The 12184-nt window shown below is 61.9% G+C and carries 15 protein-coding genes; 4 read left to right on the top strand and 11 right to left on the bottom strand.

Annotated elements, in window-relative coordinates; all coding sequences use genetic code 11:
* Positions 1 to 11 precede the first annotated feature (11 nt).
* The 9 genes from V5N13_RS05570 to V5N13_RS05610 all read right to left on the bottom strand — a co-directional run bounded on the left by V5N13_RS05570 (position 12) and on the right by V5N13_RS05610 (position 6295).
* Positions 12 to 446, bottom strand: a complete 435-nt coding sequence (locus V5N13_RS05570; protein WP_336359953.1) for a CBS domain-containing protein — start codon at positions 444 to 446, stop codon at positions 12 to 14.
* A 102-nt stretch (positions 447 to 548) separates the two neighbouring features.
* Positions 549 to 1868, bottom strand: a complete 1320-nt coding sequence (gene hemA, locus V5N13_RS05575) for a glutamyl-tRNA reductase (protein WP_336359954.1) — start codon at positions 1866 to 1868, stop codon at positions 549 to 551.
* Positions 1861 to 2517, bottom strand: a complete 657-nt coding sequence (locus V5N13_RS05580; RefSeq protein WP_336359955.1) for a precorrin-2 dehydrogenase/sirohydrochlorin ferrochelatase family protein — start codon at positions 2515 to 2517, stop codon at positions 1861 to 1863. Before V5N13_RS05580 ends, hemA begins: the two co-directional genes overlap by 8 nt.
* Positions 2514 to 3569 (bottom strand): siroheme decarboxylase subunit beta, encoded by a 1056-nt coding sequence (ahbB, locus tag V5N13_RS05585; protein ID WP_336359956.1) that lies wholly within the window; start codon positions 3567 to 3569, stop codon positions 2514 to 2516. The genes V5N13_RS05580 and ahbB overlap by 4 nt, the downstream gene beginning before the upstream one ends.
* A gap of 43 nt (positions 3570 to 3612) precedes the next feature.
* Positions 3613 to 5061, bottom strand: coding sequence for a DUF7289 family protein (locus V5N13_RS05590; RefSeq protein ID WP_336359957.1), 1449 nt, complete (start codon positions 5059 to 5061; stop codon positions 3613 to 3615).
* A gap of 157 nt (positions 5062 to 5218) precedes the next feature.
* Positions 5219 to 5617: a DUF5778 family protein gene (locus V5N13_RS05595; protein ID WP_336359958.1), complete on the bottom strand. Its 399-nt coding sequence runs from the start codon at positions 5615 to 5617 to the stop codon at positions 5219 to 5221.
* 89 nt (positions 5618 to 5706) lie between these two features.
* Positions 5707 to 5901 carry a cold-shock protein gene (locus V5N13_RS05600; protein WP_332899869.1) on the bottom strand — a complete coding sequence of 65 codons (195 nt, stop codon included), beginning with the start codon at positions 5899 to 5901 and terminating at the stop codon, positions 5707 to 5709.
* A 2-nt stretch (positions 5902 to 5903) separates the two neighbouring features.
* The gene (locus V5N13_RS05605; RefSeq protein ID WP_332899870.1) at positions 5904 to 6098 is read right to left on the bottom strand and encodes a cold-shock protein; all 195 of its coding nucleotides are present in this window, start codon (positions 6096 to 6098) and stop codon (positions 5904 to 5906) included.
* 2 nt (positions 6099 to 6100) lie between these two features.
* Entirely contained in the window at positions 6101 to 6295 is a 195-nt protein-coding gene (locus V5N13_RS05610) for a cold-shock protein (RefSeq protein ID WP_332899871.1), read from the bottom strand.
* Positions 6296 to 6425: 130 nt separating this feature from the next.
* On the opposite strand from V5N13_RS05610, the gene uppS reads away from it, so the two are divergent.
* Both uppS and V5N13_RS05620 read left to right on the top strand, forming a co-directional pair.
* Positions 6426 to 7349 (top strand): polyprenyl diphosphate synthase, encoded by a 924-nt coding sequence (gene uppS / locus V5N13_RS05615; protein ID WP_336359959.1) that lies wholly within the window; start codon positions 6426 to 6428, stop codon positions 7347 to 7349.
* Positions 7350 to 7424: 75 nt separating this feature from the next.
* Entirely contained in the window at positions 7425 to 8312 is an 888-nt protein-coding gene (locus V5N13_RS05620) for a DMT family transporter (RefSeq protein WP_336359960.1), read from the top strand.
* A gap of 90 nt (positions 8313 to 8402) precedes the next feature.
* Here V5N13_RS05620 and V5N13_RS05625 read toward each other — a convergent pair whose 3' ends face one another.
* Positions 8403 to 9011: an undecaprenyl diphosphate synthase family protein gene (locus V5N13_RS05625; protein WP_336359961.1), complete on the bottom strand. Its 609-nt coding sequence runs from the start codon at positions 9009 to 9011 to the stop codon at positions 8403 to 8405.
* 98 nt (positions 9012 to 9109) lie between these two features.
* Here V5N13_RS05625 and V5N13_RS05630 point away from each other — a divergent pair, with 98 nt between their 5' ends.
* On the top strand, positions 9110 to 10429 hold the full coding sequence (locus V5N13_RS05630; protein WP_336359962.1) for a DUF92 domain-containing protein: 1320 nt from the start codon (positions 9110 to 9112) through the stop codon (positions 10427 to 10429).
* Positions 10426 to 10833 (top strand): GNAT family N-acetyltransferase, encoded by a 408-nt coding sequence (locus tag V5N13_RS05635; RefSeq protein ID WP_336359963.1) that lies wholly within the window; start codon positions 10426 to 10428, stop codon positions 10831 to 10833. The genes V5N13_RS05630 and V5N13_RS05635 overlap by 4 nt, the downstream gene beginning before the upstream one ends.
* On the opposite strand, the gene dnaG is transcribed toward V5N13_RS05635, so the two are convergent.
* Entirely contained in the window at positions 10822 to 12117 is a 1296-nt protein-coding gene (gene dnaG / locus V5N13_RS05640) for a DNA primase DnaG (protein WP_336359964.1), read from the bottom strand. The two genes, V5N13_RS05635 and dnaG, sit on opposite strands and share 12 nt — an antisense overlap.
* Positions 12118 to 12184 lie beyond the last annotated feature (67 nt).

Genomic DNA, 12184 nt, shown 5'->3' on the forward strand with positions numbered 1-12184 from the left:
TAGTGGTGTGCCTACGGAAGCGCGTATGGCGGCGACTCAGACCGAATAACCTCTGAGAGGTCGTGGAGCTCGTCTTCGAGTAAGACGATAATGTCATCGAGCGTCAGAATGCCTGCAAGCTCGCCGTTGTCCATAACGGGCACCCGTCGTACCCCGCTCTCGCGCATCGTCCGGCAGACGTCGAAGACACCGTCGTCGGCATCCACGGTGATGGTGTTGCCGTTCATCACGTCCGCGGCGGTCAGGTCACGAGGGTTCTTGCCCGCGGCGACGATTTTCATCGCCAAATCACGGTCGGTGACGATGCCGATTGGTTTCCCGCGCTCTTCGATGACGACACTCCCGACGGTTCGCTCTCGCATCATCGTCGCGAGTTCTGTTACCGGCGTCTCCTTCGTCGCGGAGACGAGTTCCTCTCGTGGCCGCGCAATATCTCTGATTGTCATACCATTCCTCTCCGGTCGCCGCGTCTTGCGGCCGAACGGTCGGAGAAACGTACGCGTTCGCTGGAGAAATAGCTAATTCACCACCGGGCGATAGTCGGCAAATCAGTCGTCTTCGGCGCTCGTCGCGGCGGAATCGGGGCGGTCAGGCTCGGACATCGCTTTGACGAACGCCGGCGGCTCTGCGCCGAACTCGGGATTGAACAGCTGGAGTGCCGTGTTGATGGTCGTCCAGTCGTCCTCTTCTGCGGCGTCGCGCAGGCTTTTGGTCGGTGCGGCGAGCAACTGGCCGACCAGCGAGTTGGCGAGCGATTCGACGATCTCGCGCTGTTCGTCGGTCAGGTCGCCGGTTGCCTCGAGTTGGGAGAACGCCGTCTGCAACTCGCGGGTCTTTAGGTGGTCTGCGCTCTCGTACATCGCCGCAATCACGCGGTCTGCCCGTTTTCGCTTGTACTGGGCGAGTAAGTGGTCGAACTCGCGGTCGATCATCTCAGAGACGCGCTGAGCGGCGGCTTTGCGCTGTTCGTGGGCCTCGTCGGTGACCGATTCGAGCCGGTCTAAGTCGAAGATGGTGATCCCCGGAAGCGACGCCGCAGAAAGGGCGACGTCACGGGGTTGGGCGAGGTCGATGATGAGCGTCTCCGCTGCCTTCGAGAGCGTCTTCTCAGAGAGCACCGGTTCCGGGCTACCGGTCGCGGTGATGATGAGCGACACGTCCGCGACGACGGCGGGAACGTCGTCGAGTGAGATGGCCGTCGCCTCGGTTTCGAGCACCTCTGCGATGGCTTCTGCTCGGGGGACGGTTCGGTTCGCAACGTAGAGCGTCGAAACGGTGTCTGCGAGTGACGTGGCCGCGAGCGATCCCATCTCGCCCGCGCCGATGACGAGGGCGGTGGCGTCTTCGAGGTCGCATTCGCGGGCGGCGAGGGACGTAGCCGCGCTCGCAAGTGAGACGGTTCCTTCGTTGATTTCCGTCTCCGTGCGGGCGCGCTCGCCGACATGGATGGCCTTGGCGATGCCGTCGTCGAGCAGACGGCCGAGGCCGCCAACACCGCTCGCGTCGAGATAGGCGGTGCGCAACTGGCCGAGAATCTGGTCTTCACCGATGACGAGCGACTCTAAGCCCGCTGCCACGCGCATGAGGTGGCGCAGGCTGTCTTCGTGGGTGAGCGAGACAACGGCGTCCTCAGGAACGGCTTCGACGTAGTCTGCGAGGATGCGGCCGCCGAGTTCGGGCGTGGCCGTGACGACGTACGCCTCGGCGCGATTGCACGTCTGGAGAACGAACGCCTCTTTGACGCCCTCTTCCGCGAGCAGCGACTCAACGCCGGTTCGCTGGTCGTCTGCACACGCCGCTTCAATCGTCTCTACGCACGCGTTTTTGTGCGACACGCTCACGCCCGAGATGACGCCTGCCTCACGCATCAAAATCACCGCCAACGACTGTTTCGTCTATCACGCTCTGTGCCTCGTTGCGCGCTTTTGCTTTCCCAGTACCTAAAGCCTTCCAAACGCGGTCAGATTTGACCACCGCGCGGATGGCCTCGCGGCGTGCCTCGGGGGCGACGGCCGCAGACTGGAGTTCGAGCCTGAGTTCGCCCGTCAGTTCTGCCATCGCACCGGCACCCGCGATGTCGGCTTCGATGCGCTGTCTGAGCAGTTTCGAGAGCGCCGGACTCGCCCCGCCGGTGGAAATCGCCACCGTCACGGGGTCGTCGTGGACGGTCGCGGGCACGACGACGCTGCCCGCCTCGCGTTCGCCCGACTGGTCGGTGCGATTGACGAGCGTCTGGCGTTCTCCGGCCGCTGCCGCGATGGCTTCGTTCAACGCGGGTTCGTCCGTCGCGGCGACGACGAGCACCGGTTCGACGCGGTCTAGCCACTCGCCAACGTCGGGAATCGACGGCGCGGCACGAATCCGCGCGGTCCCGCCAAACGAATCATCGGAAAATTCCGGGCTGACCACGACCACGTCCGCCTCGCGGGCGAAGCGTCGAGCCTTGCGCGCGCCGACGGAGCCGCCGCCAAACACGAGGACTGTCTCGCCGCTGAAGTCGTGGAACAGAGGTATCATTCGGTGTTTGCGGTTGCGCGTTCGGTGATACGGATGCCCGTCTTCTTCAAGATGCGCGAAGAGAACAGCGTATCCCAGTCGTCGTCGCCCACATCCCAGAACTCGCTCATGCGTTCTTTGACGAGGCCGATGTGTTTCTGGCTTTCTTCTTCGGTGCGGCCGTGGGTCATGGCAAAGAAGTTGTACGGCCAGACACCCTCGTGGCGGGGGCGTTCGTAGCAGTGGGTCACGAAGTCGAGGCTCGCAATCGCGGGGCCAACCTCGGAGAGCAGTTCGTCGGGGACGTTCCAGACGGTCATGCCGTTTTCCGTGTAGCCGAGTTTGTAGTGGTTCGGGATGACGCCAACGCGACGGATTTTGCCCTCTTGGTTGAACCGCTTGATGGTCGAGACGACCCACTCGGTGTCCTGACCAATGGCCGCCGCCACGTCCGCATACGGCGTCGCAGTAATAGGGAGGCCGCCTTGAATCTCGACCACGAGGTCGCGCTCTGCGGGCGTGAGCGTGGTGCGGGCTGTGGGCGTCACGTCCGGGCCGAGGTGCGAGAGGTCTACGTCACCCTCGGAGAGTGGCCCGGAGAGCAGGAACTTGGCTTCGACGCGGAACTCCTGTTGTTTCGGGAGGTTGTACGTTTGCTGGCCGGTTTTTGCCTCGATTTCTGCGAGCACTTCCTCGACGCGGGCGGCGTCGCCAACGGAGACGACGAACCACATGTTGAGATGCGGGTGTTCGCGCTCGTAATTGTGCGCGACTTCGCGAAAGGAGTTGACCTGTTCTGCGACCTCGTCGTAGCGCTCTGGCGGGGCGTGCATGGCGACGAGCGTTGCGGTTCCGCCGATGGCTTCGGCGTTGATGAGCGCCCCAAAGCGCGTGAGGACGCCGCGCTCGTCGAGCGATTGAATGCGTGTGAGAAGGTCGTCAGCGGAGATGTCAATACCGCGCTCGCGGAGTGCCGCGGCGGCGGGTTCAAACGGCCGTTCGGTAACGGGAAACCCGCCCTGGAAGGCGTTGACGATGGCGCGGTCAGTCGGGCCGAGGTCCGCCTCTGTCATGCCTGCCATTCAGCAGGCGGCAGGCATAAGCACCTCGCTTGGGTCAGCGTAGCTCGACGTCGACTGTGTTCTCCGTGATGTGGAGGAAGTAGAGCGTGTAGCTGCGCTGGTCGTAGTGGATGGTGCCCTCAGAGATGCTTTCGTTGATGGTTTGCGCACTCTTATCAACGACCGTGAGGTCGATGTCTGGGCCAACCTCACCGAGATAGTTGCTCAATACCAAGCCGAGTTCGGTGTCTTGCCCTTCGTTGAAGGCGTCGCTCGCAGCGCGGCGGTCTGCGTCGAGGCTCACGCCGCTTGCGCCACCGACGACGTCGTTGTTGCTGATAGACGAGTAGTCCATCGTGACGTCCATCGAGTTGAGATCGGCGTACAGGTACGATTCGTCCGCTACGCCGTCGTTGTCGGCGTCGTAGCACGAGGTTTTGAACGCCTCGTCGTTCTGCCAGCCCTCGTAGGTAGGGCCGTTTTCGTAGTAGATGGTTATCCCCACCCACTTCTTATCGCAGGCTTCCCCGTCGTCGGGCGCGTTGCCGGTGCTTCTGAGGTGAATCTCGAACTCCTCATCGACTTGCTTCGAGACGAACGACCACTTCAGGTTGTTGTACCACGCGCTGTCGCTGTCGTCTGGATACATCGTGACCGTGAACTCAGAGAGTGGGTGGTCTTCATCGACCGCCCGGAGGTGGAGCGAATCACCCTCTTCAGGCATCCGGAACCAGCCCATGTCGTAGGGCACCGTCAGGTCGAGCGTCACGGTCTGGGTCGCCGCATCGACCGTCACCGTCCCCTCCGTGCGGGTTTCGAAGTACTGCGCCCAGCCCTCGTAGTAGCGCGACTGGACGACGACCGTCATCGACCCCTCTGCACCGGGGTTCGACCACGGCTCACCGTTCGCGAGAGTCCGGCTCGCGTCGGGGAACACCGTTTGACCGGTCGCCCCGCGCGTGGCTTGGATCTGTGCATTGTCACCGGATACCGATCCGTCACCCGTCACCCGGATGACCGGAACCGTGAGCGTTGCCTCGCGGTAGTGGAACTCGGGCGCAGAAACCATGCGCGCCTGGCCACTCTCATCAAGCCGCCAGATGCCGCCGCCTTGATAGGCGATTTCGGTGTCGCCCTGTCTGTAGACGAGCGCGCCGAGTTTGTTGTTGTACAGCACAGTGTCGTGGCCGTCTAAGTCGGTGTGAATAATCACCATCGAGCCTTCGTCTTCGTCGACGAACAGCTCTCCCTCGCCGGTGTTGCCAAAGGCGACCGTCTGAAGGTCAGATTCTCCGAGCGTGACCGCGCTTGCTCGCATATCGAACACCCCCATTGCGGTCTCCGCTTTGCTCACTTCCGCCGTGGCTTGAACACTTGCAATCCCGCCAGATGCGGTAATCACCATGAAGCTGACCATCGCGATGGACAGCACCGTGACGAGCAAGAATCCAAGTAGCTCCGACTGCGCCCGCTGTTGGGCCCCCATTCCCCCCTTCGTTCCCATGTAAGTTCCCCGGACATACCTATGCGTGAGATGGTCATTGTTACAAGCGTATTTCCGCTGACTGTTCAGGCGTTAATCGACTCCTACCCAAAGTGACGAAGACAGCGGCGCCTCTCGGTTTCAGTGCCTAACAGTGAAATAGTCGCCCCGTGGGTGGTTAGCCGAGCACGCCCGTGACCTCAAAGCCGAGGTCGCGGATGTCGTCGAGGATTGCCTCGTGGTTATGCGCCGCCTCGTAGTAGATGACGATGTGGAAGGTACCCTTCCGAAGCAGTTGTTGGCACTCCCAGACGAACTCGTCTTCTTCGATGGTCAACCCTTGGTGTTGGTTCGAGGAAAACTTCGGGTTATCGTTGCCCGAATAGACGTAGGTGTCGCCTGCAAGGCCCGCGCGGGTGGCGATGATGTCACCGACATCGAGCGTGGCTTGGTGCATCTCGATGTCTTGGTCGCTCGTGAGGCCGGTGTGGACGATTGCCCCGTTTAACTCGATGTCACCCGGCTCTAACAGCGCCTTCGTTCGCTTGTATAAGTCCTCGTCAAGCACGTCGCTCATACCCCGCAGTCAGCACTGGGGGGGTTTACACGTCACGGTCGCCACTCGGCGGGTGTGAAAATGTGAAAATATCTCGTTCGAAAGCCGCCTTACAGCCGCTTTACGTTCTTCGCACGAGGGCCTTTGTCGGCCTGCTCGATGTCGAATTCGACTTCCTGCCCTTCTTCGAGGTCTGGGCCGCCGACGTCTTCCATGTGGAAGAACACGTCGTCGTCGGAGTCTTCGGTCTTGATAAAGCCGTAACCGCCAGTGTCGTTGAAGAAGTCAACCGTGCCTTTCGCCATGGTTAGAGTCTCTCCAAGTTCTTTGCGCGTGGGCCTTTGTCAGCCTGCTCAATATCGAACTCCACTTCCTGTCCTTCCTCAAGGTCAGGACCGCCGACGTCTTCCATGTGGAAGAATACGTCGTCGTCTGCGTCGTCCGTTTTAATGAAACCGTAGCCGCCAGTATCGTTGAAGAAATCAACCGTACCTTTCGCCATGATTAGAGCCGCTCCAGATTCTTTGCGCGGGGACCTTTATCTGCCTGCTCGATGTCGAATTCGACTTCCTGCCCTTCCTCTAAGTCCGGGCCACCGACGTCTTCCATGTGGAAGAATACGTCCTCATCAGAGTCGTCTGACTTGATGAAGCCGTAGCCGCCGGTATCGTTGAAAAAGTCAACCGTACCTTTTGCCATTGCAACCGTTGTGAGTAGTCCCACACATAAATACCTGCGCACCTGTTTTCGACTGTCCATCGTGACTGTCAGCACGTTCGACTGGTTAGGTCACAAGACTCATAGAGTCAGAGCAAGACCACTCAGGTGAATGCGCACGTGGGTTCGGTCGCAACTCAGACGGACGTACGAGCGACTGCTCGAACGCGAGATTTCGGGCGTGCCAACGCACGTCGCCGTGATTCAAGACGGGAATCGTCGCTACGCAGACGCGAACGGCGACGAGACGACCGACGGCCACCGACAGGGCGCAAAAACCACCGAGAACCTGCTGTTTTGGTGTGACGACCTCGGCATCGAGGAACTCACCCTCTATGCCTTTTCGACCGAGAATTTCAACCGCCCCGAAGAGGAGCGTGAAGCCCTCTTCGACCTCATCTGTGAGAAACTCACCGAGTTCGCAGACGCAGACCGCATCCACGAAAATGAAGTGCGAATCCGCGCGATTGGGCAACTCGACATGCTGCCCCCACGCGTCCAAGAGACCATCAACTACGCTCACGAGCGAACCAAGGACTACGACCGGCTTCGGTTGAACATCGCGCTCGCCTACGGCGGGCGGGCAGAACTCCTCGAAGCCAGCCGCGACGTTGCACGCGCGGTCCAAGCCGGTAGCCTTTCGCCCGAGGACATCACGGTCGAAACCCTCGAAGAACGCATCTACGACGGCCCCGCCCGCGACGTAGACCTCATCATCCGCACCGGCGGCGACGAGCGCACGAGCAACTTCCTGCCGTGGCACGCAAACGGCAACGAGGCTGCCGTGTTCTTCTGTACGCCCTATTGGCCGGAGTTTTCGAAAATCGACTTCCTGCGCTCGATTCGTACCTACGAAGCCCGCGAAGCGAGTTGGCGGCGCACCCGCGCCCAGCGCGCCGTCGCGCTCGTCAAATCCTTCGGCGGGACGGAACTCGACGAAGCAAAGCGCATCATCACGCGCTTCCGTGACCACCTTCCGAACGGCGAGCTAGAGGGTGTCGAAGCAGACGACCTGCGCGAGACACAGATCGAGTAATTCCCCGCAACCGAGAGCAATAATTATCCGGCGACCATCAGCGCACTCGTGAACCACCGTTTTCGTGCAATCGGCATGTTCGCAACCCTCGCGCTCTGTTGGGGCTTTTCGTTTCTGGCAATCGCCGTCGGCCTCGAATCGCTCGAACCCGTGCTGTTCGCGGCGTTTCGCTACGACACGGCAGCCATCTTGTTGCTCGCCTACGCCCTCATTTCGCGGGCGACGTGGCGACCGACCAGCCGCGCGAATCTGAGTGCCATCGTCGCAGGCGGGCTGTTTCTCGTCGCCGCGAATGGGATGTTGTTCATTGGCCAGCAGACGGTGCCAAGCGGCGTCGCCGCCATCATGCAGAGTCTCATCCCTATCCTGACCTCACTCTGGGCGTTTGGCTTGCTCCCCGAAGAGCGCGTCTCGGCCGTCGGCGCGGTTGGCATCCTCCTCGGCTTTGTCGGCGTTGGCCTCATCATCCGTCCCGACCCCGGAAACCTGCTTGGCTCCTCAGTCGTTGGCCGACTCATGATTCTCGTCCAAGTGTCGGGCGTCGCCCTCGGTGGCGTCCTGATTCAGCGGGCAAACCCAACGCTCGATAAATCCGCCCTCTCGGGCTGGTCGATGCTCATCGGCGGCGTCATTCTCCACGCCATGAGCACCGCCATTGGCGAACCGTTTTCGCTCCCCACGACGCTCGAAGCGGCCGCCGCCGTCGCGTATCTCGGCGTCATCGCAACCGCACTCGCCTTCATCATCTATTTCACGCTCCTCGAAGTGCGCGGCGCGCTCGAAACCTCACTCGTGACCTATCTGGTGCCCATCGTCGCCACGATTACCGGTGTCGTCGTCCTCCACGAAACGCTCACCGCGCTCACGATCCTCGGTTTTCTCGTCGTGTTTGCGGGGTTCCTCGTCCTGAAACGCGAGGCAATCGCCGAGCTGGTGGGCGAGATACGGGGTGCGGTGGCGTAATTCGTTTCCTTGTTGCTCACAGGGTTCGAAACAACGTTCGGCTGTCAGTCCGAATTACCGCCTCTCGCTTCGCTCGCGGCATAATTCGCCCTAGCGGCCGAATCTCCGCTGGCGATTCTGATAATCCAACACCGCGCGCAGGTAGTCGCGCCGCCGGAAGTCTCGCCAGTTCACGTCCGTGAAGTAGAGTTCAGAGTAGACTGACTGCCAAATCATGAAATCAGAGAGGCGCTCTGCGCCGGTTTTGATGACGAGGTCGGGGTCGGTCGGGAACACGAGGTGGTCTTCGATGACCGCCTCATCGATGTCGTCCGGAGAGAGGTCCCCCTCAGCGACGCTCTCTGCGGTGGCCTGAACCGCCTTTGCGAACTCGTGTTTCCCGCCTAGCCCGATGCTCACCTGTACCGGTGTGTCTGCGCGCTCGGTGTCGTCGCGGCCCCTGACCGCGAGCGGGCGCGGACTCTGGAGTTGGGAAAAGGCACGCTGGAGCGCCGGCACCGCGGCGGGGTCTAGGACGCTGATGTACACCATGATTCGCTCCGCACCGAGTTCGAACGCCCACCCGAGGAACGATTCGAGCGTCCGGTAGGCCCCGCGCTCTAAGAGGTCGCGCTCCGTGAGGACGACCGCTACCCGTTCGGGGACGGGCGCGTCGTGACGGCGGATTCGCATGGCGAGGTAGCGGTCGTACAGACCCATTGTCCGCACGTTTCCATGGCGATGGGGTAAAACTCACGGGTTGGCGCGCTGACCGTGGTTCAGGAAGGTTAAATAAGCGACGCCGGAAAAACGGAGACGTGACTTCGACCGTCCGACGGGCCGGCGCATTCGCCCTCGTTGGAATGCTTTCGCTCTCCGCGCCGGTGCTGGGACAAGCCGCCGCCCTACCATTCGTCGCGATTGCGGTGCTCGCGTTGTTCGTCGTGAGCGAGGGCACCCTGTTCGAACTGTTCGCCCGCCCGGGCGACCATCAGGACAAACGACTCTACGGTCTCGCTTCGTTTTCGCTCGCCGCCGCGGGCCTCGCCATCCTCGCCTCGCTGTTTGCTCTCCCCGTCTCCGTGTTCATCACGAGCGTGTTGATTCTCGCCTTCGGGAACCTCACCCAGGAACTCCTGCGCCAGTACAGCGACAACCCCTTCATGGCCACCGTGGGCTTTTCGACCGGCGGCTTTCTCGCGGGCCTCCTCAGCCAAGTCGGCCTGACCGCCGCCGAGATTTCGATGACCACCGTCCCCGTCGCCGCGTTTCTCGCGGCGAGTGGCGCGTTGCTCGGGGCGCTCCTCCGCGCAGTGCTGTTTGAGCGCGACGACCCGCTCGTCATGCTCACGATTGGCTTCCTCCTCTGGCTGTTCGTCGACCTCGGCATCGAGGTGACCGGCCAGCAAATCGTCCTCGCGCTCACGCTCACCGTCATCCTCGGCTACGTCTCCTACGCGCTCGAAACCGCGTCGATTCCGGGGATGCTCACGGGCGTCCTACTGAGCCTTCTCACCATCGTTCTCGGCGGGCTTGGTTGGTTCGCCATGCTCATCTCGTTTTTCGGCATCGGTGGCCTCTCGACGAAATTCCGTTACGACGAAAAACAACAGCGCGGCATCGCAGAGGAGAACGACGGCGCGCGCGGGAGCGGGAACGTGCTCGCAAACTCCGCGGTGGCCATCGCCGCCGTCGTCGGCTACGCCGCGAGTCCGGCGCTGACGACGCTTTCGCCCGATCTGTTTCTCTTTGCGTTCGCCGGGTCGATTGCCGCCGCGATGAGCGACACCCTGTCGAGTGAGATTGGCGGCCTGTTCGACCAGCCTCGACTCATCACGACGCTCAAACCCGTCCCCGCCGGAACCGACGGCGGCGTGACGTGGCAAGGCGAAGTTGCGGGAGTCGGTGGGGCCGCGCTCATCGCGGCGATTGCGTTCGTGCTGTTCGACACCGTCAGCACCACGGGCGCGAGCATCATCGTCCTCGCGGGCGTGGCCGGAATGACCGTCGATAGCCTTCTTGGAGCCACCCTCGAAGGAGTGAACCTCTCGAATCAGGGCGTCAACTTCCTCGCAACGCTCGCGGCAGCGCTCGTCGGCGTCGGACTGGCACTCGCCACCAACGCCATCGTGCTATGATTCGACGAGCGACCGACGCAGACCTGCCCGCACTCCGGGCGATTCAACAGGCCTCCCTCGATGAGCCGTGGCCTGATCTGCTTGCAACCACCGCAGACGGCCCCCTCATTCTCGTCGCAGAAGACCCCGAGCCGGTTGGCTACCTCGTTGCGATTCCCGGAGAGGCAGAGACGTATCTCGCTGAGCTGGCGGTGACGCCCGCTGCCCGACGAAAGGGGTACGCAACCGAACTGCTCGAAGCGCTCAGAGAGCGCACCGCGGGCCGACTCGAACTCACCGTCCAAGAATCAGACGACGGCGCACGCGCTTTCTACGACAGCCACGGCTTCACGGTCGCAGAACGGCTCGAAGACTACTATAAAAGTGGCGACGGGTTGCTGCTCGTCTCCGAGTCAGGCGAGTAGCTGGTCTGCGGTGCGAATCCGCACGGCTGCGGGCTTTTTGACGAACTCGCCTTCGCTCTTTGCGACGATTTGTTCGACACCGCGCTGGGCAGCCACGTCGAGCACTTTCTGCCCGAGTTCGCCGTCTAAAACGACCGCGTGTGGCGCCACGTCCGCGTCCTTAATGAGGTCGAACGCATTTGCGGCGGGTGCGTCTGCCACCGTTTTGAAGTCCCCGTCGAGTAAGCGAACCGTCCCGGTGTCGTCGCCAATCACGGCTTTGACGTGTCCGAGCAGCGTTTCGGGTTCGGGTTTTTCTGTGGGTTCGGCTTCGACTTCGACGGCCGATTCTTCGACCGGTTCCTCGGCAGTTGTCGCGTACTCGACGAGTGGTTCGTCGGTTTCTCCGTCCACGTCCTCGATGACCGGAGCGGGGGTCTCCGGTGAGACGGTCGTGACACTGCCGTCGGTCACGGCCACTGTTTCGGGGGCGGCGGGGGCGTTTTTTACTTCGTCGTAGGGCACCTTCTCGCGCAACGCGGCCATGACCTCGTGGCGGTCTAAGTCCTCGACCGAGAGCCCAGAGGGCGCGAAGGCGACGTAATCTAAGTCGCCCACCTGCGAGAGTTCCTTGAGGATGAGTTCCCCGCCGCGGTCGCCGTCTAAGAAGGCGGTGACGGTTTTCTGTTTCGTGAGGGCCGCCACCGCTTTCGGCACGTTCGTTCCTTCGACGGCAATCGCGTTTTTGATGCCGTATTTGAGCAGCGTGAGCACGTCTGAGCGGCCTTCGACCACGATGATGGCGTCGCTCGTCTCGACGCGCGGCCCCGCGGGAAGCCCTTCGTACTCGGTGATGTCTTCGACGCGAATCGAGCGGCGGACTTCCTCGATGAGTTCCTCACTGGAGAGGACGCTGTCGTCGAAGGCGCTCACGAGCAGGTCTTTCGCGCGGTCGACGACGCGACGGCGCTTTGCGGCGCGCACGTCTTCGATGTTCGAGACCTCGACGGTCGAGCGACATGGCCCGACGCGGTCGATGGTTTCGAGCGCGGCGGCGAGGATGGCTGTTTCGACCTTGTCGAGACTGCTTGCGATGGTGATGTTGCCAAACGAGTTGCCTCGTTCTGAGTCGATACTGACGTCTATCCGGCCGACCTTCGATGAGTTCTGGAGGTCGCGGAGGTCTAAGTCGTCGCCGAGGAGTCCCTCGGTCTGGCCAAAGATAGCCCCGACGACGTCACTCCGTTCGACCACCCCGTCGGCGGTGATGTCTGCGTGAATGAGGTATTTTGCTGAATCCTCCATGAGTGATGAACTGCCCCTGCGCGGGGCTGGATGATGATGGGACCATGAGTGCGGTCATGGACACCTA

The organism is Haladaptatus sp. ZSTT2 (assembly GCF_037081775.1).
Taxonomy (GTDB): domain Archaea; phylum Halobacteriota; class Halobacteria; order Halobacteriales; family Halococcaceae; genus QDMS2.